The following is a 23,188-nucleotide window of genomic DNA, read 5'->3' on the forward strand; positions in this document are numbered from 1 at the left end:
CTTGCACGCGGCGGGCGGCGCGTGGTAGATTCCCTCTCGCCCGTGGGGCCATAGCTCAGCTGGGAGAGCGCGTCGTTCGCAATGACGAGGTCAGCGGTTCGATCCCGCTTGGCTCCACCACACACCGCACCCGCCTGTTTCATGCAGGCGGGTGTCTTCCGTTCAGGCCGGGCCGACACGCTCCCGGCGTCCCGTCATACGGACCCGGGCTGAAGGGATTGCACAACCCCTTCAACCCGGGTGCGTCTCATACGGACTCCGTTCTGCTTCTGCTCGCTTCGCTCCGATTGAACGGCTTACAGAGCCATTCAATCGGAGTCCGTATCAGGACTTCTGCAGCGGGCCCAGGAATTCGGGTTTGCCCTGAAGCGGCACGAGTTTCGCGACACTCAGCGGGAAACGGACGTCCTGGTCGCCGCGCGTGAGGACGACCGCGCCGGCATTCAGGCGGGCGCGCGTGCCGGGCAGGTCACTCAGGGCGGCCAGCGGCACGAAGGCCTCGCGGCCGAACAGCCTGACCGTGACCGGCAGGCGGCGGTCGGCGACGGCGAGCGTGGCGGTGCGGGCCGTCACGTTCTGCACGTTCAGGCCGAGCGCGGCGGCCGCCTCGGTCAGCGGCAGGAACACCTGCCCGTCGGCGCTGCGGGCGCGGTCGGCGGCGTCCTGCGCCAGTTGCGCGGGCGTCCGGACGACCGGGGCCGGTGGGGGCGTGACCGGCGCCGGGGTGACGGGGGCCGGGGTGGACGGCGCAGGGGTGACGGGAGCCGGCGTTGAGGGAGTCGGGGTCGGGCGGGGGGTGGTCGGCGCCGGGGTGGGGCGGGGCGTGACGGGCTGGGGCGCGGGGACCGACGCGACCGGTTTCGGAGCGCTCAGCACGGCGGTCGCAGCGGCGCGGCGGGCCTGCGCCTGCACCTGCAGTTCGGCCTCGCTGGGCACGCGCCCCCAGGCGGCAGGGCTCGCGTGGAAGGTCGGCCAGGGGGCCACGGCCAGCGGCCGCTGCTTCTGCAGGATGTTCAGGCCGCCGCCGTCGGTCACGAAGTAGACGCTGCCCTGGTCGCTCACGCTGACGCCCAGGTCGATCTTCTTGCCGGTGCGGATCTGCCACAGGCCCTGCCCGGCCTTGCCGATGGCGTGGACGGTCCCGGAGAGGTCCGGCACGATCACGGTGCCGTCGCTGAGTTCGGCGGCGGTTCCGGCGATGCCCGCCCCGGCCTTGTAGGTCCATTCGAGTTCGCCGGTCACGTTCACGGCGTACACGTTGCCGTCGTAACTGCCGACCACGACCAGGCCGCCGCTGGTCACGATGGGACTGGCGTTCACGAACAGGTTGGTCAGGTGCGTCCAGCGGGGCTGACCGTCCGGGCTCAGGGCGTGCAGGCGGCGGTCGCTGGACCCGAAGTACACGCTGCCGTCGGCGCCGATGGCGGGGCTGCTGAACACCAGCGATCCGGCCGCGTAGGTCCATTTCAGGCGGCCGTCCGGGGTGAGGGCGTGCATGCGGTTGTTCTGCGCGCCGAAATAGATGGTGCCGTCGGCCGCGACGGCCGGACTGCTGAACACGGGCGCGCCGACCTTGAAGGTCCACAGGGTCTTCCCCTGGGCGTCCAGGGCGTGCACGGTGCCGCCGGCGGTGGCGACGATCACGCTGCCGTCGGCGCGCAGGGCGGGCGTGGCGAAGATGTCACCGTCGAATTTGACCTTCCAGAGCAGTTTGCCGTTCGGGTCCAGGGCGTACAGGTGGTCGTCGTACGACGCGGCGAGGGTGACGCCCTGCGGCGTCACGACCGGGTAGGCGCGCCCGATGTCGCCGGTCAGGTAGGACCATTTCTCGCTGCCGCTGGCGTCGGTGCGGTGCACGCGGGCGTCCGAGCCGACGAAGGTCAGGTCTCCGCCGGCGCTGACGGTCACGCCGGAGATCACGCGGAGTTCCTTGAAGACCGAGACCTTCGGGGCAGTCTGGGTGGGGGTCTGCTGGGCGGTGGCGTGGGTGAATCCAGCCAGTGTCATCAGGGTGGAAAGGGCAAGTGCGTGGGTGATCCTCATCTGAAGGTAAGCTCCTTTACAGTCCCTTTACGGTAGGGCCATGGCGGGTGGCGGGGTGTGGACGCCTGTCAGGGTACGGCCTAAGATGCGAACTGTTATGAAGAAGATTCTCATGCTGACCGCGTTCGCGCTCACCGGCCTCGCCGCTGCGCAGGACACCGCCCCGACCACCACGGACACCATGGAAATGACCGGCCCGGCGGCCATGAGCGCCAGCGAGAACTTCGCCAAGGCTCAGGAGTACGCCGTGCAGGCCGACGTGGCCTACCCCGTGCCCTTCTACGACCGCACGCTCTGGAAGGCGGCCGTGGACCACTCCTACTACGCCGCCAGCATGGAAGCGGGCAACCGTGACTACGGCGCGTACCTCGCGCAGCTGTACACCAAGACCCAGTGGTGGATCAACGCCTACAACGCCTGGAACAAGCTCGGCGCGCTGAACGACCAGGAAAAGCAGTGGGCTTCCCTGAGCGCCGCCAAGCTCGCCTACCTCGCGCTGCAGCGCGGCGACAACGCCAGTGCCCGCATGTACGTCGAGAAGGGCATGAGCTGGGCCGACAGCGCCAGCCTGCAGGCCATCATGAAGCGCCTGAAGTAACCCGCACCTTCCCTGGCCCCTGTCCTCGGACGGGGGCCTTCTTCTGCCGCGGTCCCCGCTGCGGCGGGCCGCACGGCCATCCAGGATAGGTGAAGGGCGCGTCAGACACCCTTATCCCCGGCAGCGGGCCGCTGCACTACCCTGTGGGCATGACACGGGTGTGGGCAGGGCTGGTACTGGCAGGACTTCTGTGCGGGTGCGTGCCCGCGCCGCTGCAGGCTCAACCGGACGCGCTGCTGAACCTGCGGGCCGACCTGGCCACCCCGGCCGCCCGGCCCGTGACCGGCGAGCAGGGCCTGTACCGTCCGCCGGGGCCGGGAACCCTGCGGGTGCAGGCGGACCGCGCGGCGTTCGTGACCAGCGTGGTCCTGCCGGCCTCGGGGGGCGCGCGGGTGCAGCCAGCCGTGAAGGTCGAGGCGGGCGTGCCGGTCACGGTGGCGCTGCCCGGCACGCTGGGATTCACGCAGGTGTTCACGGTGGCCAGCCTGGCCCCGCTGAACCTGGACGGCGCGGCCGGCGCCCGCAGCGTGAAGGAGCTCTCGCGGGTGGTGCAGGCGGCCGCGACCGGCCTGCCGCGCGGGGCGTACACGGTCGCCACGACCGTCTACCGGGTCGAGCCGCTGGGCACCCTGCGGGTCTCGGCCTTCCCGGCGGGCGCGCAGGTGCGCGTGAATGACCGGCCGGTGGGCCTGGCGCCGGTCACGCTGCCGGACCTGCCGGAAGGGCAGGTGACGGTCAGCGTGACGCTGGGCGGGTACCAGCCGTTCTCGCAGCGTGTCACGGTCCGCGCGGACGCCACGGCCGAGGTCGAGGCGGTCCTGCGGCCCGTGACGGGCACCCTGAGTGTCCGCAGTGACGTGCCGGCGCGGGTGTGGCTGGGGGACTGCGTGCTCGGCGAGACGCCGCTGGACCTGCCCGCACGCCCCGGCGTGCTGCCGCTGAACGTGGTGCCGTTCGACCGCACCCTGAAAGCCCAGAACCTGCTGGTGCGCGTGAACGCCAACCGGGTCACGGCGCTTGTCTGCAGCGTGGCCGGTGAGTTCCGCTGCGAGGTCCGCTGAGCCCCCCGGCCTGAACGGGCGGCCGCGCGGCGGGTCGGTCGGTCGGTGCTCGCGGACCGGTGGCCTCCCGTGTGTTCCCGGACCGGTGGCCTCCCGTGTGTGTTCCCGGACCGGTGGCCTCCCGTGTGTGTTCCCGGACCGGTTGCGCCTGCCGCGCGCCGCCCACGGTTGCAGCGCCGGGTCAGGCGCTACGCTGCCGGCATGACTGCCGAGTCCGCCGCTCCGTTGCTGACGCCCGTGCTGGGTGACCTGTACGCCCTGCAGGTCCCGATTCCGTACCCCATGAAGTACGTGACGGTCCTGATCGACCGCCCACGGGGCGGGCCGGTCACGATGATCGACACGGCGCTCGATACGCCCGAGGCGCGTCAGGCCATCGAGGACGGCCTGGGCGCCCTGGGCCTGCACTGGTCGGACGTGGACCGTGTGATCATCACGCACCACCACCCCGACCACTACGGGCTGGCGGGCGTGGTGGAGGAACGCAGCGGCGCGTCCGTTCACATGCTGGATGTGGAGATCGGGCGTGGGGAACGCTACTGGCACCTGTGGGAGGAGTGGCTGCCCGGCCACCTGAAGCACATGCGTGACCACGGCCTGCCGGCCGAGTCCCTGAACGACATGGGTGCCGACAACCGCCGGGGCCGCGAGCGGGTTCACCCGGCCTCGCGCGTGCAGCCGCTGCGCGAGGGGCAGCACGTCACCCTCTCCGGCCTGGAGTGGGAGGTGCTGTGGCTGCCCGGTCACGCGGACGGGCACCTGGGCCTGTGGAACGAGGAGCAGAGCGTCCTGATCGCCGGGGACGCCATCCTGCCGCGCATCAGTCCGAACGTGGGCCTGTACGCGTACACCCGCCCGGACCCGCTGGGTGACTACCTGCAGACCCTGGGCAAACTGGAGGCCCTGAACCCGGCCCGCGCCGTCGTCGGGCATCACGGGCCGGTCATGGAGGGCGTGCAGGCCCGCGCGCGGGAACTGCGTGACCATCACCACGAGCGGCTGGATTTCATGAAGGCCGAGGCGGCCCGCGAGGCCCGCAGCGCCTACGACCTGTCGCTGGTGATGTTCAACCGCGACCTGAACGTCTCGGGGCGCCGCTTCGCGCTGGCCGAGACGCTCGCGCACGTGGAGCACCTGCGCCTGCTGGGGCAGCTGTACCGCACCTGGAACGAGCCGCGCGGCGTGTGGCTGTACCACGCGTGAGGGTTTCAGGTTGATGGTTGAAGGTAGATAGACCGGGCAAGAGCCATCAACCGGCAACCTTCAACCATTCCCCCTACGGACCGTGGACCCCGTGACCGTCTCGGGTGCGCGTGGGCTCTATACTCCAGCGCATGACGGCCTCCCAGTCAGAGTTGCAGCGGATCATGACTGCGTTGCAAGAGAGCGGTTTGACCGTCGAAGCCGTCGAGGACGGCGCCCTGATCCAGGACGGCGAGACGCGCGTGGCCCTGTTCGCGGAATCCGATCATCAGGGCGGCGTGATCGTGCGTCTGCACCTGGACCTCGACCTGTACGTCGAGGAGGACAGCCTGCCGGACATCCTGATGGGCATGAACCTGATGAACCAGGGGCTGGACTACGGCGCGCTGAACCTCGACCCGGTCGAGCCGGACGAACCGGACGAGGACGCCCCGCTGACCTTCGCGGTGCTGGGCCGCAGCGTGCTGTGGCTGCCGGATCTGGGCGTGGCGGAACTCGACCGGCTGCGCGAACACCTGCGCCGCTTCGAGGCGGAAGTCACGGAGTCCGTCGAACGCACCCTGCACGGCAGCCGCGGCATGAGCGCCTGAGACGGATTCCGTTTGTTTCGTTCACAGATCGGAACACCACCGATCTGTCAACTCCACGTCCGGAACCCGCCTAGCTCCCACTCGCTTCGTTCGGATTGAATGAGCTTTGCAGCTCCTCCAATCGGAGTCCGTATGACCTCCCGCCGACTGTGTGCACGGGCGGCACCGGGCGTGGCCGTCTGTGTCCCTGCCCATGGTGTGGGCCGGACGTGGGGAGTACGCTCGGGAGGTACATTCCACTTCAGGAGCGGCGTCCGTCCGGTCGTCCCTGGCCCCCGTGCCGAGCAGGTCGGGTGGCCCTGTCCCGCAGGCGTGCGTGTCACGCGAAGGTGGTTGCTGTCATGACCCGATTCACCGATGGTCGTCCTGCCGCCGGGTCCCGCCCGGTCCGCCCGGGGCCGATGCCCCTGACCATGCTCAGCCGGGGCCGCGTGTACGGCCTGTTCCGCTCCCTCGGTGACGTGCAGGCCTGCACGGCGCGGCTGGTGAGCCTGGGGCTGGCGGGACAGTCGGTGCAGCTGCTGATGGGCGAGGACGGCGTGGCCGCGCTGGACTGCGACGGCCACCGGCACGGGCTGTGGGCGCGGCTGCTGCGGCTGATGCAGGGCATGACCGACGAACGCGCTCACGTGGAGCGGTACGTGGAGGCGCTCGGCTGGGGTGAGATCCTGCTGAGCGTGGACGTCGCCGGGCAGCCGGGGCAGGTGCCGCAGGTCGCGCAGGCGTTCCGGGACAGCGGGGCGCACTTCGTGAACCACTACGGCCCCTGGGTGGTCGAGTCCCTCAGTGCCTGAACGCGCCGGGTCTCCCCTGGCCGCAACGGAAGGATGGCAGGCGCCCGGGGCCCCGGGCGCCTGCCATCCTCCGCGCCGCTGTTACTGGCGGTCCTGCAGTTGCACGTAGTGCGCGTCGGTGGCGCCGGTGTACACGGCGTCGGGACGCAGCAGGCGGTTGTCACGGGTGTACTCGATCACGCTGGCGCACCAGCCGCTGATGCGGGCCAGCGCGAAGATCGGCGTGAAGAACTCCTTGCGGATGCCCAGGTCGCTGTACACGGTGCCGCTGTAGAAGTCGACGTTCGGGTAGATGCCCTTGGACCCGATGCGGTCCACGACGACCTTCTCGATGGTTTCCAGGATCTGGTAGTAGTTGCTCTTGCCTTCCTTGTTCGCCACCACCTCGGCGTAGTCGCGCAGGACGCGCGAGCGGGGGTCGAAGTACTTGTACACGCGGTGCCCGACGCCCATGATCTTCTCTTTGTTGTCGAGTTTCTTCGTGATGTACCCCTCGGCCTTGTCGGGCGTGCCGACCTCGTCGAGCATGTCCATGACGGCCTCGTTCGCGCCGCCGTGCAGCGGGCCTTTCAGGGCGCCGATGGCGCTGGTCATGCAGGAGTACATGTCCGACAGGGTGCTGCTCGTGGCGATGGCGGTGAAGGTGCTGGCGTTCATGCCGTGGTCGACGTGCAGGACCAGGGCGATGTCGAACAGGCGGGCCTGCTCGGGGGTGGGTTCCTTGCCGGTCAGCATGTACAGGAAGTTCCCGGCGTGCGTGAGGTCCATGCGGGGCGCGACGATCTCCTGACCTTCCTGCGCGCGGTTGATGGCGGCGATGATGGTGGAGAACTGCGCGATCATGCGCGTGGCGATGGCGCGGCGCGCTTCCGGGGTGGTGTCCTCGGCCTGCGGGTCCAGCAGTCCCAGGTACGACACGGCCGTGCGCAGCGCCTGCATGGGGTGAACGCCGCGCGGCATGTCACGGATGACCTGCGCGAGCGCGTCGGGAATGGCGCGGTTGGCCTTCAGGTCCGCGTCGAACGTGGCGAGTTGCGCGGCGGTGGGCAGCTGGCCGTCCAGCAGGGCGAGGGACAGTTCCTCGAAGGTGCTGTTCTCCGCCCACTCCTGAATGGGGATGCCCAGGTGGGTCAGGATGCCTTCGGTCCCGTTGATGAACGTGAGTTTGCTCTCCGTAAAGAGGACGCCTTCGAGCCCTTTGGCGATGTTCGTCATGATGACCGAGGATACCACCCGCCCCCTTGACAGCGGGTTCACGCGACGTTCCCGCCGGGGTGACAGCGGCGCGGCCGGGGCAGGCGACTGGCCCTAGAATGCCCGGTGATGAGTACCGCCGCTGCGCCCGCCCCCACCGTGATTCTCGCCCTGGATACCGCCACGCCCTGGCTGACGCTGGCGCTGCGCTGGCCCGGCGGGGAGCGCGTGGTATCCCGCGAGGTGGGCCGCGCGCACGCCGAACTTCTGCCCGGCGCGGTCGCCGAGCTGTTCGCGGGGGCGGGCCTGCCGCTGCGGGCCGATCTGGTGGTCATCGGGACCGGCCCCGGCTCGTACACGGGCGTGCGGGTCGGCGCGAGCTACGCGCTGGGGCTCGCGCGGGTGTGGGGCGCGGCGGTGCGTGGCGTGAGCACCCTGGAGGCCCTGGTGACCGGGGACGGCCCGCAGGCGGTGTCGATGGACGCCCGCAAGGGCAACGTGTACGGCGCGGCATACGACGTGAGGGCCGGCACGGTCGTGGGGGTGCGCCACGCCCCTGCCAAGCACAGCCTGGAGGACTTCGCGGCCCTGACCGCGCCTCTCCCCCATCACCGCGACCCCGCCCCGGACGGCCTGGCGCTGCTGCGCGCCGGACTGGCTCACGGCGCAGACAGGTGGGAACTGGCGTACCTGTAAAGGGAGCGGCAGGGGAACGGAAGGTCGGCCCCGCTGCCCGGCTGTAACCGGCGTGTGACACCCCGCGCGTAGGCTTGGCGGGTCAGTTCTCAATCCGTTCTCCCGGCGGCCCGCGCCGGAACCCTGGCTGTTCCGGCCCCGGGGTGCGCCGCGCCTTGCTCCTGTGAGGTCCGTCATGAACCGCGCCGCCCTGCTGTGCCTTCCCCTTCTGCTGGCCGCCTGCGCTCAGGCTCCGACTTCTCTCGCGCTGCGTGCGCAGGCGACCGGCACGACAACCACGGGCAGCGCCACCGGGGCCGGCGTGACCCGCGCCTACACGCTGTACACCCCGGCGGCCGGAGCGGGCGCGGCCCGTCCACTGGTGGTCATGCTGCACGGCTGCACGCAGTCCCCGACGGATTTCGCGGCGGGCACCCGCATGAACGACCTCGCGGACACGCAGGGCTTTTTGGTGGTGTACCCGGAACAACCCGTCAGTGCCAACCAGAACAGATGCTGGAACTGGTTCGAACCGGCGCACCAGGCGCGCGGGCAGGGCGAACCGGCCGCAATCCGGGCCGTCGTGGACGCCGTGAAGGGCCAGGGGAACGTGGACGGCGCGCGGGTGTACGTGGCGGGTCTGTCGGCCGGCGCGGCCATGAGCGTGATCCTGGGAGCCACGTACCCGGACGTGTTCAGCGGCGTGGGGGTCGCGTCGGGCCTGGAGTTCAGGGCGGCCACGACCTCCACGGCGGCGTTCACGGCCATGAGCAGCGGCGGCCCGAATCCGGACGCGCAGGGCACGGCGGCGTACACCGCGATGGGCGCGTTCAAGCGGACGGTGCGGACCATCGTGTTCCACGGCAGCAGCGACTCCACGGTGTCCCCCGTGAACGGCGATCAGGTGGCGGCGCAGTGGGTGCAGACGAACGACCTCGCGGACGACGGGCAGGACAACGGGAGTCGCAGCGCGGCGCAGGTCACGACCCGTTCAGGCACGGTCAGTGGCGGCCGGGCGTACAGCGTGAAGTCCTTCGCGGGCGGCGTGGTCGAGCAGTGGTCGGTGACGGGCATGGGGCACGCCTGGAGTGGCGGGAGTACCGCCGGGTCGTACACGGACCCGCGGGGACCGGACGCCAGCGCGGAACTGTGGCGCTTCTTCAGTGCCGGCGGGCCGGGCGGGGGCGGCACGACGCCGGACACGACCGCGCCGGTCCTGAGCGTGTCCCCGGCGCCGGGCACGTACGTGGGACCGCTGACGGTCACGCTGGCCCTGAACGAGCCCGGCACCGTGTACGTCACCACGGACGGCAGCGATCCGGCCAGCAGCGCCTCGCGGGTCGCGCTGGTGGGCGGGGGCAGCGTCACGCTGACGAGCAGCGGCACCGTGCGGGCCTACGGGGTGGACACGGCGGGGAATGCGTCTGCGGCGCAGGCCTCCGCGTACACCCTGACGGCCGCGCCAGATACGTCCGTGTCGTTCAGTTCCGTGGCCTCCCAGGACGGGTACGTGGCGGCGAACACACCGTCCGCCACGACCGGCGGCTACGTGGTGACGTCCGGCGGGATCGGCGTGGGCGACAACGCGGACGCCCCGTGGAAGGGGGTGCTGTCGTTCGACACGTCGAACCTACCGGACGGGGCAACCGTGACCGGCGCGACCCTGACGGTGCGGTACAGCCTCACCCCGAACGGCAATCCCTGGGCGGGCAACGCGGCCCTGGGAGCCGACGTGCGCAGCGGTTGCCTGGGGGCAGGCTGCGCGCTGGGCACCGACGACTTCGCGGCGGCCGTCACGGCGGGGGGCGCGGCCACGTTCACGGCCCCCCCGGGCACGGCGGCCGGCACCACGCTCAGCGCGGCCCTGAACGCGGCGGGCCTCGCGGCGATCAACCGGGTGGGCAGCACGCAGGTGCGCCTCGCCTTCATGGGCGGCACTGCCCGCAGCAACGGCCTGAGCGACTACCTCACGCTGGGCGAGGGCACGCAGGCCACGCTCCATCTCACCTACCGCTGAGGGGGCTGTGGGCTGTGGGAACACAGTGTCCTCCAACCCACAGCCCACGTCCCAGATCCATCCGTTCAGTCGGCGGCGTCGGCCTGCGCGTACTGGAGGCGGTGCAGGCGGGCGTAGTACCCGCCCTTTTCGAGCAGCTGGTGGTGGCTGCCCTGTTCGACGATGCGGCCCTTGCGCATGACCACGATCCGGTCGCAGTGTTCGATGGTGCTGAGGCGGTGGGCGATGATGATGCTGGTGCGGCCCTGCATGACGCGGGTCAGGGCCTGCTGGATGCGCAGTTCGGTTTCGGTGTCGACGTTGGCGGTGGCCTCGTCGAGGACGAGCAGGATGTCCGGGTTCTGGATCAGGGCGCGGGCGAAGGCCAGCAGTTGTTTCTGGCCGGTGGACAGGGTCGCGCCGCGTTCGCGGACCTCGGTCTGGTAGCCGTGTTCGAGGCTCAGGATGTAGTCGTGTACGCCCACGTACCGGCAGGCCTCGATCACGCGTTCGTGGGGAATGTCCGGGTTGTTCAGGGTCAGGTTGCTCTCGATGGTCCCGGCGAACAGGAACACGTCCTGCAGCACGACGCCCACGTGGCGGCGCAGGTCGTGCTGCGCGAGGTCGCGCACGTCGATGCCGTCCACGTTCACGCTGCCGCGCTGCACGTCGTAGAAGCGGCTGACGAGCGCGGTGACGCTGGTCTTGCCGGCGCCGGTCGCGCCGACCAGGGCGACGCTCTCGCCGGGGCGGATGTGCAGGTCGATGCCGCGCAGGATCCAGCGGTCGTCGGTGTCTGGGGTGTCGGCGGTGACGGTCTGGTCGTACGAGAACCACACCTTGCGGAAGTCCACGCTGCCCTCGAAGTTCGCCAGGGTCCGGGCGTCCGGCCTGTCGGTGATGCTCTCCTCGGTGTCCAGCACGCCGAAGATGCGTTCGCTGCTGGCCATGGCCGCCTGGAGGTTGTTGAACACGTCCGCGAGGTCCTGGATGGGCTGGAACAGCTGCTGCGAGAGCTGCACGAACGCGAACAGCGTGCCGACCGTGATGGCCCCGGCAATGGCGCCGCTGGCGTCCACGCCCAGGATCTGCCGGGCCGCGAAGTACAGGATCAGCGCGACGGCCACCTGCCCGAGGACCGCGACGACCGGCATGAACAGCGAGAACCACTTCACGGAGTTCTCGTTGGCGCTCAGCAGGGCGCGGTTGCTCAGGTTGAAGTCCAGGGCGCTGCGGCGTTCGCGGCCGAACAGCTGCACGGTCAGCATGCCCGTGATGTTCTCGTTCAGTTTGCTGTTCACGGTGGCCTGCTGCGTGCGGGTCTCGCGGAACGCGTCGCGCAGGCGGGCGCGGAAGTAGTTGGTGGCCAGGAACAGGACGGGCAGCACCGTGAATGAGATCAGCGCCAGCTGCCAGTTCACGCTGAGCATGATGACCACGTACACGACGATGATGAAGCTGCTCTGGATCAGGCTGACCAGGCCGCCCGTGATGAACTGGTTGATGGCGTCCACGTCGCTGGTGACGCGGGTGATCAGGCGGCCGACCGGGTTCTGGTCGAAGTACGACAGCGGCAGGCGCTGCAACTTGCCGAACACGTCGGCGCGGATGTCGCGCAGCACGTTCTGCCCCAGGTAGCCGATGGCGAGCGTGAAGGCGTACTGCAGGGCGAACTCCACGACCTTCAGGCCCATGTACAGCAGGGCCGCGCCGGTCAGGCCGCGCCGCAGCAGGTCGCGGTCCGTCTCGGTGCGCAGGGCCAGCGGGGACAGGTAGGTGTCGATGGCGTGCCGCTGGATCAGCGCGAACAGCGGCGCGGCCAGCGAGATCAGCAGGGCCAGCAGCACGCCGCCGATCACCAGCGGCAGGTAGGGGCGGACGTAGCGCAGGATGCGGCGGGTCAGCTGGGTGTCGAAGCCTTTCTGGAAGGCGTCGGTGGCGTCGGGGCGGGTCATCGGGTCACCTGTTCGGGGGTGGGGGCGGCTTCCGGCCGGTCGGCGGCCGCCTCGGGGTCGAGGGGAGCGGCGAGATCGCCGGGGGTCTCGTCGTCCGCGTCGAGGTCACTGGCGAGGCGTTGCAGGCGCTCCAGTTGCGCGTAGTGGCCGTTCTGCTCGAGCAGGGCGTCGTGGCTGCCCTGTTCGGTGACGCGGCCGTCCTCGAGGACGACGATCTGGTCGGCGTGGCGCAGGGTGCTGACGCGGTGCGCGATCAGGATGACGGTGCGGCCCCGGCTGATCTCGCGCAGGCCGTCCAGGATGCGGCGTTCGGTCTCGGTATCCACGGCGCTCAGGGAGTCGTCGAGGATCAGGATGCGGGGTTCGCGGACGACGGCGCGGGCGATGGCGGTGCGTTGCCGCTGCCCGCCGCTGAGGGTCACGCCGCGCTCGCCGAGGCTGGTGTCGAAGCCCTGCGGGAAGCCGTCCACGTCCTCGGTCAGGCCGGCGAGGCGGGCGGCCTCGCGCACGCGGGCGGGGTCGGGCTGCTGGGGGATGTCGTCGGGTGGGGGCGCGCCGACGACGCTCACGCCGGTCGGGACGGGCGGCAGGTCGCGGTTGTCCAGGCCGAAGCCGATGTTGTTGGCGATGGTGTCGCTGAACAGGAACGGTTCCTGCGGGACCACGCTGATCGCGTCGCGCAGGGTGCGCAGCGGCATGACGCGCACGTCGTGGCCGTCCACGAGGACGCGGCCGCTGGTGGGGTCCATCGAGCGGGTCAGCAGTTGCCCCAGCACCGTCTTGCCGCTGCCGGTGGGGCCGGTGATGCCCAGGAAGGTCCCGGCGGGCACGTGCAGGTTCACGCCGTTCAGGACGGTCTTGTCGCCGTAGCGCAGGGTGACGTTCTCGAAGGTCACGTCGCCGCGCACGCTGCGCAGCGTGGGGTCGGTGCGGCCCGGTTCGTCGCGCACCAGGGCCTGCGAGTCGAAGATCTCCTTCAGGCGCAGCCAGGAAGCCAGGCCGCGCTGCGTGACGCCGGTGATCCAGCCGACCATCAGCATCGGGAAGGTCAGGCGTTCCAGGGTTCCCACGAACTGCACGAACATGCCGACCGTGAAGGTGCTGTCCGGCGCGAGGATCAGGCGGCCGCCGACGAGCAGGATCAGGCCGAAGGCGAGGCCCAGCAGGAGGCTCATGAAGGACCGCAGCGGGCCGTCCACCTTGGTCAGGGCGATGTTGCGGCGCAGCAGTTCGAGGTTCATGGCGCGGTAGTCGTCGATCTCGCGGTTCTCGATGGCGTAGCCCTTCACGACGCGGGCGCCGCTGAAGTTCTCCTGGGCGCGGGCGGCGATCAGCGAGTTCTGTTCCTGCGCGAGGCGGTGGCGGACGTTGATCTGCCGCGCGAGGTACGTCAGGACGCCCACGATGACCGGCACGATCGCCAGGACGATCAGCGTGAGCTGCCAGCTGAGGCTGAACATGACCGAGAAGGCCGTGATGAAGCCCGAGACGATGTTCACGATCTGCCACGCGCCGAAGCCCAGCATCTCGCGCACGGCGCTCAGGTCGCCGGTCAGGCGGTTCATCAGGTCGCCGGTGCGGGCGCGGTCGTAGTAGGGCTTGTCGAGGCCCTGCAGGTGCGCGAACAGGTCGCGGCGGATCTCGTACTCGGTCTGGCGGGACGCGACGACGATCATGCGGCGCATCAGCAGCATGAAGCTCCCGGCGGTCATGGCGGCGGCCACGATGCCCAGGGCGTACAGGCCGGCGGTGCCGAGCGTGATGCCGGGCGTGGTGGGGTCGGCGTCGACCTGGCCGGTCAGGCCGTCGATGGTCAGCCGGATGAAGTAGTACGGGAGCAGGTTGACCGAGTTGGCGATCACGACGGCGATCAGGCCGATCACGTACTGGCGCTGGTGCAGCCGCAGGTACGGGATCAGGGTGCGGAAACTATCCAAGGGGAACCTCGCGGGTGGGGCGCAGGGAAGCGGGTGCGACGGGCGGACTTTCATGGGACCTTGGCCACCCGCCTCCGGAAGGCTGGTCGGGGCGGCGCGGTCCCGTGCGCGGGTCAGCATACGCCCACCGGCGCAGTGGCAAATGCGCCACATGGCGCATACCGATGACTTGCTCAGGGTTTAGCCAAGACCGGCGGTCCGGGCGGGGCGTGGCGCGTCCGCAGCGCGTCCAGCAGGGCATTGACGCGGTGCCGTGACGGATGTGCACGTGGATGCGCGCGCAGGTGATTGACACCCTCGGGGGTGACTGCTACTATTCACAGCCGGAAGTGAACGCGCCGAAAAGCGCCGCAGCGACCGCACTCAGAGGCCGGAATTCGTTCCAGCGCTTTCGGACAGGAACGGTGCCACCCTAGCTCAACTGGTAGAGCACCCGACTTGTAATCGGAAGGTTGGGAGTTCGATTCTCCTGGGTGGCTCCAAGCGCAAGGGAACACCACACTCCCGGGCGTGCTAGATTCGAGACAGTGGGTATGACAATCTGGGTAGGTGGCCGAGTGGTTAAAGGCGACAGACTGTAAATCTGTTCACGTACGTGTACGGCGGTTCGAATCCGCCCCTGCCCACCACCGAACGCGGGAATAGCTCAGTTGGTAGAGCGTCAGCTTCCCAAGCTGAATGTCGCGAGTTCGAGTCTCGTTTCCCGCTTTTCATAGCGCTTCTGTAGCTCAGTGGCAGAGCACTCCCTTGGTAAGGGAGAGGTCATCGGTTCGAACCCGATCAGAAGCTCCAACAAGTCGGCGCGACCTGCATCCTGTGGGTCGCGTCTTCTCTTCATTCGCCCCGCCGCTGTGAGAACCCTGAGGACAGCCTTCCCGAAGGCACTTTGCGTTTCCGCAGTGGACTTGTACACTGTCAAGGCTTGCCCGCAGCGCGGGCAGTTCCATCCCAGGAGGACACACACATGGCTAAAGGAACGTTTGAACGCACCAAACCCCACGTGAACGTGGGCACCATCGGTCACGTCGACCACGGCAAGACCACCCTCACCGCGGCCATCACCTTCACGGCCGCCGCCTCGGACCCCACCATCGAAAAACTGGCCTACGACCAGATCGACAAGGCCCCCGAGGAAAAAGCCCGCGGTATCACCATCAACACCGCCCACGTCGAGTACAACACCCCCACCCGCCACTACAGCCACGTTGACTGCCCCGGCCACGCCGACTACGTCAAGAACATGATCACCGGAGCCGCCCAGATGGACGGCGCCATCCTGGTGGTCAGCAGCGCCGACGGCCCCATGCCCCAGACCCGCGAGCACATCCTGCTCGCCCGCCAGGTCGGCGTGCCCTACATCGTCGTGTTCATGAACAAGGTCGACATGGTCGACGACGAAGAACTCCTCGAACTCGTCGAAATGGAAGTCCGTGAACTCCTGAGCAAGTACGAGTTCCCCGGCGACGACCTCCCCGTCGTCAAGGGCAGCGCCCTGCAGGCCCTCGAAGCCCTGCAGGCCAACCCCAAGACCGCCCGCGGCGAAGACAAGTGGGTTGACCGCATCTGGGAACTGCTCGACGCGGTGGACAGCTACATCCCCACCCCCGAGCGCGCCACGGACAAGACCTTCCTGATGCCCGTCGAAGACGTGTTCACGATCACCGGGCGCGGCACCGTCGCGACCGGCCGCGTGGAACGTGGCGTGGTGAAGGTCCAGGACGAAGTGGAAATCATCGGTCTGCGCGACACGAAGAAGACCACGGTGACCGGGATCGAAATGCACCGCAAGCTGCTGGACAGCGGCATGGCGGGCGACAACGTGGGCGTGCTGCTGCGCGGCGTGGCGCGTGACGACGTGGAACGCGGTCAGGTGCTGGCGAAGCCCGGCAGCATCAAGCCGCACACGAAGTTCGAAGCGAGCGTGTACGTGCTGAGCAAGGACGAAGGCGGGCGTCACAGCGCGTTCTTCGGCGGGTACCGCCCGCAGTTCTACTTCCGCACGACGGACGTGACGGGCGTGGTGGAACTGCCCGAAGGCGTGGAAATGGTCATGCCCGGCGACAACATCACGTTCGTGGTGGAACTGATCAAGCCGATCGCGATGGAAGAAGGCCTGCGCTTCGCCATCCGCGAAGGTGGCCGCACCGTCGGCGCCGGCGTCGTCGCCAAGGTCATCGAGTAATCGAGACCCGTTGACGAGGGGGGGAGGCCTGCGGGTCTTCCCCCCCTCTGCCTTGCCCCTGCGCCCGGCCCTGCTGCGTGGCGGGGCCGCTTACGTGCCTCCGTGGCGCGGTCCGGTGGCGGGCGTTCACTCCGGGAAGCTGCAGCGGAGAGACAGACGGGGTCCGCACGGTCATGTGGACTCGGAGAGCTCCTCCTCGCTTCTCTCGGATGGAACGGCTTTGTAAGCCATTCAATCGGAGTCCGTATGAGTCCAGCTGCCGGAGCAACGGGACGGAAAAACCTGCGTGTCATCAGTGTTTTTCGGACGGTTGGGCCGGGCGCAGTGGACACCTGACCCTGAACTCTCTATAATTCGAATGTTGCCCGCCAGAAGGCGGGCTTTTACCAGCGGGTCCGGACGCCCACCGCGGCTGAACGACCTCCAGTAGGAACGCTGGGAGCAAACCCCCGGACAGGGGGCTTGCGAAGGAGCAACATCATGGCGAAAGACGGCCCCCGCATCATCGTGAAAATGGAAAGCAGCGCAGGCACCGGCTTCTACTACACGACCACCAAGAACCGCCGCAACACGCAGGCCAAGATGGAACTGCGCAAGTACGACCCCGTCGCCAAGAAGCACGTGGTCTTCAAAGAGAAGAAGGTCTGATCTTCCCCCGCCGGGCGTGACGCCCGTCGTTCCGGGCAGACCGTCTCTCTCTTTGCAGGTGAACGCATGAACTTGATTCAGTACTTCCGTGACTCGCGCGCGGAACTGTCGCGCGTCTCGTGGCCCACCCGCCAGCAGGTGCTGGAAGGCACCCAGGCCGTGGTGATCTTCGTGGCCGCCCTGACCCTCATCGTGTACGTGCTTGACCTGCTGTTCAGCAACCTGATTCGGGCGGTGCTTTGATGGGTATTGAATGGTACGCCGTGCATACCTACGTGGGTCAGGAAGACCGCGTGGAATCGCAACTGATGGACCGCGCCAGCAAACTCGGCATGCGCGGCACCAAGATCTTCCAGGTGCTGCAACCCACCGAGGAAGCCGTGGAACTCCGCGACGGCGGCAAGAAGGAAACCGTGAAACGCAAGCTGTTCCCCGGTTACGTCTTCGTGCAGATGGACGTCGAGGACGACGACGCGCCGGGCGAGCTGGGCGAGTCCTGGGAAGTGGTGCGCGGCACGAACGGCGTGACCGGCTTCGTCGGAACCGCCACGCGCCCCGTCCCGCTCTCTCCCGAGGAAGTGCAGCGTCTGCTGGCCTCGGTGGGTGTCGCGGCGCAGCCGGTCGTCGAGGAAGCGCCCCGCGTCAAGGTGGACTTCAAGGCCGGCGACATGGTGCGCGTCACGGGCGGTCCCTTCGCGGACTTCAGCGGCGTCATCAGCGAGGTCAACATTCCGCAGGCGAAGGTCAAGGTGCTTGTCAGCATCTTCGGCCGTGAAACGCCGGTCGAACTCGACTTCGGTCAGGTCGCCAAGTAAGTCCAGCAGTCTCAGTCAGGACCACGGTCGCCCCGCGCGCCGCACACCTTGGCAAACAGGGTGACCGTGGAGTAAAATCGAAAAGTTGCTGTCAATCCACCCCAGGGTGGACGCGCAGAACTTAGCGTCAGCACCCCGGCCCGCGCCCCCGCGGCCGGCCTGGGGGAGCTAAGGAGGAATGCATGAAAAAAGTCGCAGGTTTAGTCAAACTGCAACTCCCGGCGGGTAAGGCCACTCCGGCCCCCCCCGTGGGTCCCGCGCTCGGTCAGTACGGCGCGAACATCATGGAGTTCACGAAGGCGTTCAACGCGATGACGGCCGACAAGGGTGACGCGATCATCCCCGTCGAGATCACCATCTTCGCCGACCGCTCCTTCACCTTCATCACCAAGACCCCCCCCATGAGCTACCTGATCCGCAAGGCCGCCGGCCTGCAGAAGGGCAGCGCGACCCCCAACAAGGCCAAGGTCGGCAAGCTCAGCTGGGAGCAGGTCCTGGAAATCGCCAAGACCAAGATGCCCGACCTGAACGCCGGCAGCGTCGAAGCCGCCGCGAACACCGTCGCCGGCACCGCCCGCTCCATGGGCGTGACCATCGAGGGGGCCCCGAATGCCTAAGCACGGTAAGCGTTACGAGGCGCTGATCGCCAAGGTGGACCGCAACAAGCAGTACACCATCGACGAGGCCGCCGCCCTGGTCAAGGACATCGCCACCGCGAAGTTCGACGAGACCGTCGAAGTGCACTTCCGCCTCGGCATCGACCCCCGCAAGAGCGACCAGAACGTGCGTGGCACCGTCGCCCTGCCCCACGGCACCGGCCGCACCGTGCGCGTCGCCGTGATCACCAAGGGTGACAACGTGCAGGCCGCCGAAGCCGCCGGCGCCGACGTGGTCGGCAGCGACGAGCTGATCGAGCGCATCGCCGGTGGATTCATGGAGTTCGACGCCGTCGTGGCGACGCCCGACATGATGGCCGCCGTCGGTCAGAAACTCGCGCGTCTGCTCGGGCCGCGCGGCCTGCTGCCCAACCCCAAGAGCGGCACCGTCGGTCCCGACGTGGCCGGCATGGTCAAGAGCCTCAAGGCCGGTCGGATCGAGTTCCGTAACGACAAGACCGGCGTCGTGCACGCGCCCATCGGCAAGGCCAGCTTCGAGCCCGGCAGCCTCAGCGAGAACTACGCCTCGCTGGTCAGCGCTCTGGAAGCCGCCAAGCCGGGAAGCGCCAAGGGCGTGTTCCTGCGCAGCGCCTTCCTGACCACGACCATGGGTCCCAGCATTCCGCTGACCCTGTCGCAGGGCTGAGCAGTCCGGGAACCGCCCGGACCCCCGGCGCGGTTCCCACCCCGCACCACCCAACCGTTGGCACCCCGGTGCAATCCTCGCACCTTATTCCAATCCGTTTCTTTTCAGGCATCCATGACAGCGGGGACCCTTGCCAGGTTTAAACATCCCGCCGAGTTGTCAGGTGACGAGCACTGCACCTGGACTTGTTCCCACCTAGGAGGTACTGCGTGGCGAACGACAAGAACCAGCAGACCCTCAGCAGCCTCAAGGGCAGCCTTACGGGCGTCGACACGTTCTACGTGGTCGACTACCAGGGCCTGACCGCCGGCCAGCTGGGCAAACTGCGTAAAGACATCCGCGAGAAGGGCGGGCAGCTGATTGTTGCCAAGAACACCCTGATCAACCTCGCCCTTCAGGACGGCGGCCGTGACTTTGCCGACGCTCTGAAAGGCCCCAGCGCCATCGTTGTCGCCCAGGAAGACCCCGCCGGGGTCGCCAAGGCCCTCAGCGACGCCGCCAAAGGCAACGACAAGGGCATCCCCGCCGTCAAGGCCGGCTTTGTCGAGGGCAACCGCGTCGACGTGAAAGTCGTCGAGCGTCTGGCCAGCCTGGGCAGCAAGCAGAGCCTGCAGGGCGAGCTGGTGGGCGTGCTCAGCGCGCACCTCAGCAACTTCGTGGGCATCCTCGAAGCGTACAAGACCAAACTCGAAGAACAGGCCTGAACGCCTGAGCGTTCCCCACCGGAACGCCCTTCTTTCCCACTCTCAGCACCACCCACTTCAATTTCGGAGGAACACATCATGGCTTACGACAAACAGGCTCTTATCGACCAGCTCGGCCAGCTCACCATCATGGAACTCGCGGACCTCATCGACGGTCTGAAGGAAACCTGGGGCGTCACCGCCGCCGTCGCCGCTGGCCCCGCCGCCGGCCCCGCCGCTGCCGTTGAAGAGAAGACCGAATTCGACGTCATCCTCGTTGACGCCGGCGCCAGCAAGATCAACGTCATTAAGGAAATCCGCGCCATCACCGGCCTGGGCCTGAAAGAAGCCAAGGACATGAGCGAGAAGGGCGGCGCGCTGAAGGAAGGCATCAGCAAGGACGAAGCCGAGAAGATCAAGGCCCAGCTGGAAGCTGCTGGCGCCCGCGTCGAACTCAAGTAAGTCCCCCCTACCGGGAGTGCAAGACCCCCAGCTGCGGCTGGGGGTTTTTTCGTGCCTGTCGGGCCGGAACAGCGCGGCGTGCCTCCAGGTCATCGGGCGCGCACTGGCCCGCGTGCCCGGCCTCCCGGGCGGCTGCAGTCCGGCGCAACAGGCCGCACGCGGTCCCCGCCGGGCCGGGGCGTGTGCTTCTCATGGACTGCCGTCTGTTTGAACACAGGCAGGACGCCGGGCTGCCAACGCCACGCCCGGCAGTCCGCGCTGCTCCCACGCTGCGGGGCCGCTCTCCAGGGCGCTCCGCTCGGATTGGACGGTTCCGGCAACCCATTCGATCTTCAACCGGACCTCCCCAGTGCCGGCCCGGCGAGGTACAGGGCGTGCAGGCGCACGTCGTCAGGCCAGCCCTGCACCTGAGCCTCGAAACGCGCGCGGTCGGCGGCGTACAGGGCGCGGGTGGCTTCCTCGTAACCGGGCAGGTCGCCCGCCATCACGCCCAGGAAACGGTCGGCGGCCGCCTGTGCCTGCGCGCGGCGTTCGCCGTCCGGGTCGGCCCTGCGGGCCTCGTCGATCAGGCGGCGCAGCGTGGCCGACGCCCCGCCCCGCTGGCGTTCCAGCCACTCCCAGTGGCGGGGCAGCAGCGAGACTTCACGCGAGACGACGCCCAGTTTCGGGCGACCCGGGCCTGTGCGGGGCGTTTCGGGTGCGTGGCGGGCCAGGACCTCATCCAGGGTGCCGCTCAGGTCGAAGTCCACGCTGCGGCCGGTGCGGTCGTCGAAGGTCAGCAGGCCCGCGCGCGGCCCGGCGTGCAGCAGGCTGAGGGTGTCCGCGAGGGGTGCGGTCAGGCGGCGGGTAGGTCCCTCAAAGGTGGTGAAGGTGGGTTCGGTATCCATGTCCGCATTTTACCCGGGCAAATTGCAGGAAGACAATATTATCCGGGTAATAAGAATGGCCTATGCGCGTGCCTGCTGCCGGGCCGCCCGTACCAGTCGCCGGGCAGTGTGACGAATCCGCTGCGTCCCGCCTGTGTGCATGAGGGCCTCCAGCTCAGGCAGAAACGCCTCAGCGTGCCCCTCCCGCTCCAGCCAGTCCAGCGCGGCCTGTTGCCAGAACTCCGCAGGCCAGGTCAGGCCCAGACGGATACTCGAAGCAACCGGGAAAGTGTCCGCCATGGATGGAGGGAGGCCTGCGGCGACCAGTTGGTCTCGCAGATCAGAGTGGAAGGCGCCCCCCTTCGGCAACACCGTGACCAGGAAGACCGGGGTCGAGCCCGTCAACGACGACCACCCGCCTTCCCGCGCGAGGTACACCCACTCGCCCGCCCCGGTCACGCCAACGGGCACGCGGGACTCACTCAGTTCGGTCACCATGACCACGGCCTGCTCCGGTCCCGTCAGGGTGTCCCTCCGAACCGCTTCGTCCAGAGGCCGCAGCCGTCGCGGGCGCTCAGGCGCAGGGTCTCCCCCATCCAGCGCAGGCCCAGCACATCGAACCCGCCGCAGTCCGGGTGGGCGCTGAGCTGGCCGGTCACGACGCGCGGTCCGGTGGCCTGCACGACGGTGGCCCTAAAGGTGAACACATCCAGGGCGTCGAAGGAGCGGGAGCGGGCGGTGACGAGCACGATCGCGTCGGGCTGCGCGGTCCACAGTTCGCCCGGCCAGCTGTTCAGGCGCGCGCCGGTGTCCGGGTTCAGCTGCCACGTCTCGCACGCGGACGCCGCGGTGACGCTGCCCGTGGGGCACAGGCCGACCCACAGCCCCCCCAGCCCCAGCTGCGCGGAATGCCGGGTCAGCCCGGCGGGAATGGGCAGCGTCCAGGTCGTCTGGGCACCATCCAGCCGCCGGATCTGGGCAGGGTGCGGCGGGCTGGGCAGGTCGTACAGGTAGACCGGCGCGGCGATCACTTCAACTCTTTACGTAGTCCGGCGGCCATCTGGAACCATTCGCGTTCCTGGCGTTTGTAGAGGTTCGTGGCGCGGGATTCGGTCCTGGCGATCTGGTCGAGCAGCGCGCGGGCGTCCTCGGTGCGGCCCTGGCGGATCAGGTACGCGGCGTGGCGGGCGCGGGGTTCCTCGGTGGTGGCGCCGGTGATGGCGTCGCGGTAGGTCTGGTCGGCTTCGGGTTTGCCCTGGGCGTCCTGCGCCTGGGCGAGCAGGGTGAGGGTGCGGGTGCGGGTGGCGGCGCTGGTGCGCAGGTCCACGCGGTTCAGTTTCGTTTCGGCGTCGGCCGGGTTGTGGCGGGCGAGGTCCAGTTCGGCGCTGGTGAGCAGCACGACTGGATCGTCGGCGTAGATGCCGCTCAGGAGGGGCGCCAGGGTGGCCTGCGCGTCGTCAGGGCGACCGGCGCGGGCCTGCAGGGCGGCGAGGTCGGCGCGGTTCTGGAGGGTGTCGCTTTCCTGCAACTGTTCCTGGGCCTCGCGGATGCGGGTGTCGAGGGGTTTGAGGGCCTCCACGCCGCGCGCCACGGCTTGCCCGGCCACGCGTGTGCCGCCGCGCAGGCTGGGGATCAGGACCATGAAGGTGTACACGGCGGCGAAGGCCAGTCCGAACAGGCCCCCGAACAGCGCGCCGAACAGCAGCATGACGGTCCAGTACACCTGCTGCCGCGTGACGACCGCGTGGATCAGACCGACGATCGCCAGCAGGCGCAGGAGGTTCAGCACGAAGGGCAGGTAGGGTTGCAGGGCGTCCACGTGTTCATGGTACGGAAGGCGCGGCGGGCACAACCGTCAGTGTGGCTGCGGCGTTCCTTTCATCAGATCCGGTGAAGGCGGGGCGCGCGGCGGGGTGGAGGACCGGATTGATTCGCGCGGGCCGCTGGGGCATACTGCCCGGCATCTGATCCGCCACGCGGCGCTCCAGTGTGCGGCCGCGCCCATTGACCTGTCAGCCCGGCCAGGCCTATACTGTCCTGTGGCCGACCATGATGGGTTGGGTAGGAGTTCTTTGCGGCGAACGGGTCTGCAAAACTAAGTCTTTATTCAGGGAACGCGGGCCCCAGGGGGCTGCGTGTCCCGCCTGCGCCTTTTCCTGCCCCGGAAGGCCCAGCGTGAGACCA

Annotated in this window: 23 protein-coding genes and 5 tRNA genes; 20 read left to right on the top strand and 8 right to left on the bottom strand. The window is 68.7% G+C overall.

The genetic code is table 11. The features are described from left to right. Window positions 1-44 precede the first annotated feature (44 nt). Window positions 45-120, top strand: a tRNA-Ala gene (locus ABDZ66_RS00220). 204 nt (window positions 121-324) lie between these two features. Here ABDZ66_RS00220 and ABDZ66_RS00225 read toward each other — a convergent pair. Beyond that, window positions 325-2,007, bottom strand: coding sequence for an outer membrane protein assembly factor BamB family protein (locus tag ABDZ66_RS00225; protein ID WP_343754768.1), 1,683 nt, complete (start codon window positions 2,005-2,007; stop codon window positions 325-327). A gap of 133 nt (window positions 2,008-2,140) precedes the next feature. On the opposite strand from ABDZ66_RS00225, the gene ABDZ66_RS00230 reads away from it, so the two are divergent. The 5 genes from ABDZ66_RS00230 to ABDZ66_RS00250 all read left to right on the top strand — a co-directional run bounded on the left by ABDZ66_RS00230 (window position 2,141) and on the right by ABDZ66_RS00250 (window position 6,289). Further along, a complete protein-coding gene (locus ABDZ66_RS00230; protein WP_343754770.1) occupies window positions 2,141-2,641 on the top strand; it encodes a hypothetical protein in 501 nt (166 codons plus the stop codon). A 149-nt stretch (window positions 2,642-2,790) separates the two neighbouring features. Beyond that, window positions 2,791-3,702 (top strand): PEGA domain-containing protein, encoded by a 912-nt coding sequence (locus ABDZ66_RS00235; RefSeq protein ID WP_343754772.1) that lies wholly within the window; start codon window positions 2,791-2,793, stop codon window positions 3,700-3,702. Between the two features lie 201 nt (window positions 3,703-3,903). Next, a complete protein-coding gene (locus ABDZ66_RS00240; protein WP_343754773.1) occupies window positions 3,904-4,905 on the top strand; it encodes an MBL fold metallo-hydrolase in 1,002 nt (333 codons plus the stop codon). A 131-nt stretch (window positions 4,906-5,036) separates the two neighbouring features. Next, a complete protein-coding gene (locus ABDZ66_RS00245; protein WP_343754775.1) occupies window positions 5,037-5,495 on the top strand; it encodes a hypothetical protein in 459 nt (152 codons plus the stop codon). Window positions 5,496-5,836: 341 nt separating this feature from the next. After that, window positions 5,837-6,289, top strand: a complete 453-nt coding sequence (locus ABDZ66_RS00250; protein ID WP_343754777.1) for a hypothetical protein — start codon at window positions 5,837-5,839, stop codon at window positions 6,287-6,289. Between the two features lie 81 nt (window positions 6,290-6,370). On the opposite strand, the gene ABDZ66_RS00255 is transcribed toward ABDZ66_RS00250, so the two are convergent. Beyond that, on the bottom strand, window positions 6,371-7,504 hold the full coding sequence (locus ABDZ66_RS00255) for a citrate/2-methylcitrate synthase (RefSeq protein WP_343754779.1): 1,134 nt from the start codon (window positions 7,502-7,504) through the stop codon (window positions 6,371-6,373). A gap of 108 nt (window positions 7,505-7,612) precedes the next feature. On the opposite strand from ABDZ66_RS00255, the gene tsaB reads away from it, so the two are divergent. Continuing rightward, window positions 7,613-8,179 (top strand): tRNA (adenosine(37)-N6)-threonylcarbamoyltransferase complex dimerization subunit type 1 TsaB, encoded by a 567-nt coding sequence (gene tsaB, locus ABDZ66_RS00260; protein WP_343754781.1) that lies wholly within the window; start codon window positions 7,613-7,615, stop codon window positions 8,177-8,179. 175 nt (window positions 8,180-8,354) lie between these two features. Then, window positions 8,355-10,175, top strand: a complete 1,821-nt coding sequence (locus ABDZ66_RS00265; RefSeq protein ID WP_343754783.1) for an extracellular catalytic domain type 1 short-chain-length polyhydroxyalkanoate depolymerase — start codon at window positions 8,355-8,357, stop codon at window positions 10,173-10,175. Between the two features lie 65 nt (window positions 10,176-10,240). Here the strand turns inward: ABDZ66_RS00265 and ABDZ66_RS00270 are convergent, their stop codons facing one another. After that, window positions 10,241-12,109 carry an ABC transporter ATP-binding protein gene (locus tag ABDZ66_RS00270; RefSeq protein ID WP_343754785.1) on the bottom strand — a complete coding sequence of 623 codons (1,869 nt, stop codon included), beginning with the start codon at window positions 12,107-12,109 and terminating at the stop codon, window positions 10,241-10,243. After that, a complete protein-coding gene (locus ABDZ66_RS00275) occupies window positions 12,106-14,046 on the bottom strand; it encodes an ABC transporter ATP-binding protein (protein ID WP_343754787.1) in 1,941 nt (646 codons plus the stop codon). Before ABDZ66_RS00275 ends, ABDZ66_RS00270 begins: the two co-directional genes overlap by 4 nt. 406 nt (window positions 14,047-14,452) lie before the next feature. Between ABDZ66_RS00275 and ABDZ66_RS00280 the strand changes: the two genes are divergently transcribed. The 12 genes from ABDZ66_RS00280 to rplL all read left to right on the top strand — a co-directional run bounded on the left by ABDZ66_RS00280 (window position 14,453) and on the right by rplL (window position 20,138). Continuing rightward, window positions 14,453-14,528 (top strand) — tRNA-Thr (locus ABDZ66_RS00280). Between the two features lie 61 nt (window positions 14,529-14,589). Next, a tRNA-Tyr gene (locus ABDZ66_RS00285) sits at window positions 14,590-14,675 on the top strand. 6 nt (window positions 14,676-14,681) lie between these two features. Next, window positions 14,682-14,754 (top strand) — tRNA-Gly (locus ABDZ66_RS00290). A gap of 9 nt (window positions 14,755-14,763) precedes the next feature. Next, a tRNA-Thr gene (locus ABDZ66_RS00295) sits at window positions 14,764-14,838 on the top strand. A 172-nt stretch (window positions 14,839-15,010) separates the two neighbouring features. Then, the gene (gene tuf, locus ABDZ66_RS00300; protein ID WP_343754789.1) at window positions 15,011-16,228 is read left to right on the top strand and encodes an elongation factor Tu; all 1,218 of its coding nucleotides are present in this window, start codon (window positions 15,011-15,013) and stop codon (window positions 16,226-16,228) included. Between the two features lie 480 nt (window positions 16,229-16,708). Next, on the top strand, window positions 16,709-16,876 hold the full coding sequence (gene rpmG, locus ABDZ66_RS00305; RefSeq protein ID WP_022800165.1) for a 50S ribosomal protein L33: 168 nt from the start codon (window positions 16,709-16,711) through the stop codon (window positions 16,874-16,876). A 66-nt stretch (window positions 16,877-16,942) separates the two neighbouring features. Further along, complete coding sequence (gene secE, locus ABDZ66_RS00310; protein WP_343754830.1) at window positions 16,943-17,119, top strand: preprotein translocase subunit SecE; 177 nt, start codon at window positions 16,943-16,945, stop codon at window positions 17,117-17,119. Further along, entirely contained in the window at window positions 17,119-17,691 is a 573-nt protein-coding gene (nusG, locus tag ABDZ66_RS00315; RefSeq protein WP_343754832.1) for a transcription termination/antitermination protein NusG, read from the top strand. Before secE ends, nusG begins: the two co-directional genes overlap by 1 nt. 182 nt (window positions 17,692-17,873) lie before the next feature. After that, window positions 17,874-18,308 carry a 50S ribosomal protein L11 gene (gene rplK / locus ABDZ66_RS00320; RefSeq protein WP_343754834.1) on the top strand — a complete coding sequence of 145 codons (435 nt, stop codon included), beginning with the start codon at window positions 17,874-17,876 and terminating at the stop codon, window positions 18,306-18,308. After that, a complete protein-coding gene (gene rplA / locus ABDZ66_RS00325; RefSeq protein ID WP_343754836.1) occupies window positions 18,301-18,993 on the top strand; it encodes a 50S ribosomal protein L1 in 693 nt (230 codons plus the stop codon). The genes rplK and rplA overlap by 8 nt, the downstream gene beginning before the upstream one ends. A 209-nt stretch (window positions 18,994-19,202) precedes the next feature. Next, window positions 19,203-19,697 (top strand): 50S ribosomal protein L10, encoded by a 495-nt coding sequence (gene rplJ / locus ABDZ66_RS00330; protein WP_088248413.1) that lies wholly within the window; start codon window positions 19,203-19,205, stop codon window positions 19,695-19,697. A gap of 78 nt (window positions 19,698-19,775) precedes the next feature. Next, window positions 19,776-20,138 (top strand): 50S ribosomal protein L7/L12, encoded by a 363-nt coding sequence (gene rplL / locus ABDZ66_RS00335; protein WP_343754840.1) that lies wholly within the window; start codon window positions 19,776-19,778, stop codon window positions 20,136-20,138. A 332-nt stretch (window positions 20,139-20,470) separates the two neighbouring features. On the opposite strand, the gene ABDZ66_RS00340 is transcribed toward rplL, so the two are convergent. Genes ABDZ66_RS00340 through ABDZ66_RS00355 form a run of 4 tightly spaced genes read right to left on the bottom strand, consistent with a single transcriptional unit; the run spans window position 20,471 to window position 22,823 of the window. Further along, window positions 20,471-21,025, bottom strand: coding sequence for a DUF2239 family protein (locus tag ABDZ66_RS00340; protein ID WP_343754842.1), 555 nt, complete (start codon window positions 21,023-21,025; stop codon window positions 20,471-20,473). A 60-nt stretch (window positions 21,026-21,085) separates the two neighbouring features. Then, window positions 21,086-21,502 carry a hypothetical protein gene (locus ABDZ66_RS00345; protein ID WP_343754843.1) on the bottom strand — a complete coding sequence of 139 codons (417 nt, stop codon included), beginning with the start codon at window positions 21,500-21,502 and terminating at the stop codon, window positions 21,086-21,088. A 23-nt stretch (window positions 21,503-21,525) separates the two neighbouring features. After that, a complete protein-coding gene (locus tag ABDZ66_RS00350; RefSeq protein WP_343754845.1) occupies window positions 21,526-22,035 on the bottom strand; it encodes a hypothetical protein in 510 nt (169 codons plus the stop codon). Beyond that, on the bottom strand, window positions 22,032-22,823 hold the full coding sequence (locus tag ABDZ66_RS00355; RefSeq protein ID WP_343754847.1) for a hypothetical protein: 792 nt from the start codon (window positions 22,821-22,823) through the stop codon (window positions 22,032-22,034). Before ABDZ66_RS00355 ends, ABDZ66_RS00350 begins: the two co-directional genes overlap by 4 nt. Between the last annotated feature and the right edge of the window lie 365 nt (window positions 22,824-23,188).

It is taken from the genome of Deinococcus depolymerans, from assembly GCF_039522025.1.
Classification (GTDB): domain Bacteria; phylum Deinococcota; class Deinococci; order Deinococcales; family Deinococcaceae; genus Deinococcus; species Deinococcus depolymerans.

Excerpts from the sequence above, each read along its gene's own strand:
- ABDZ66_RS00225 (WP_343754768.1), bottom strand. The coding sequence starts at position 2,007 with ATGACACTGGCTGGATTCACCCACGCCACCGCCCAGCAGACCCCCACC.
- ABDZ66_RS00230 (WP_343754770.1), top strand. The coding sequence starts at position 2,141 with ATGAAGAAGATTCTCATGCTGACCGCGTTCGCGCTCACCGGCCTCGCC.
- ABDZ66_RS00235 (WP_343754772.1), top strand. The coding sequence starts at position 2,791 with ATGACACGGGTGTGGGCAGGGCTGGTACTGGCAGGACTTCTGTGCGGG.
- ABDZ66_RS00240 (WP_343754773.1), top strand. The coding sequence starts at position 3,904 with ATGACTGCCGAGTCCGCCGCTCCGTTGCTGACGCCCGTGCTGGGTGAC.
- ABDZ66_RS00245 (WP_343754775.1), top strand. The coding sequence starts at position 5,037 with ATGACGGCCTCCCAGTCAGAGTTGCAGCGGATCATGACTGCGTTGCAA.
- ABDZ66_RS00250 (WP_343754777.1), top strand. The coding sequence starts at position 5,837 with ATGACCCGATTCACCGATGGTCGTCCTGCCGCCGGGTCCCGCCCGGTC.
- ABDZ66_RS00255 (WP_343754779.1), bottom strand. The coding sequence starts at position 7,504 with ATGACGAACATCGCCAAAGGGCTCGAAGGCGTCCTCTTTACGGAGAGC.
- tsaB (WP_343754781.1), top strand. The coding sequence starts at position 7,613 with ATGAGTACCGCCGCTGCGCCCGCCCCCACCGTGATTCTCGCCCTGGAT.
- ABDZ66_RS00265 (WP_343754783.1), top strand. The coding sequence starts at position 8,355 with ATGAACCGCGCCGCCCTGCTGTGCCTTCCCCTTCTGCTGGCCGCCTGC.
- ABDZ66_RS00270 (WP_343754785.1), bottom strand. The coding sequence starts at position 12,109 with ATGACCCGCCCCGACGCCACCGACGCCTTCCAGAAAGGCTTCGACACC.
- tuf (WP_343754789.1), top strand. The coding sequence starts at position 15,011 with ATGGCTAAAGGAACGTTTGAACGCACCAAACCCCACGTGAACGTGGGC.
- rpmG (WP_022800165.1), top strand. The coding sequence starts at position 16,709 with ATGGCGAAAGACGGCCCCCGCATCATCGTGAAAATGGAAAGCAGCGCA.
- secE (WP_343754830.1), top strand. The coding sequence starts at position 16,943 with ATGAACTTGATTCAGTACTTCCGTGACTCGCGCGCGGAACTGTCGCGC.
- nusG (WP_343754832.1), top strand. The coding sequence starts at position 17,119 with ATGGGTATTGAATGGTACGCCGTGCATACCTACGTGGGTCAGGAAGAC.
- rplK (WP_343754834.1), top strand. The coding sequence starts at position 17,874 with ATGAAAAAAGTCGCAGGTTTAGTCAAACTGCAACTCCCGGCGGGTAAG.
- rplA (WP_343754836.1), top strand. The coding sequence starts at position 18,301 with ATGCCTAAGCACGGTAAGCGTTACGAGGCGCTGATCGCCAAGGTGGAC.
- rplL (WP_343754840.1), top strand. The coding sequence starts at position 19,776 with ATGGCTTACGACAAACAGGCTCTTATCGACCAGCTCGGCCAGCTCACC.
- ABDZ66_RS00340 (WP_343754842.1), bottom strand. The coding sequence starts at position 21,025 with ATGGATACCGAACCCACCTTCACCACCTTTGAGGGACCTACCCGCCGC.
- ABDZ66_RS00345 (WP_343754843.1), bottom strand. The coding sequence starts at position 21,502 with ATGGTGACCGAACTGAGTGAGTCCCGCGTGCCCGTTGGCGTGACCGGG.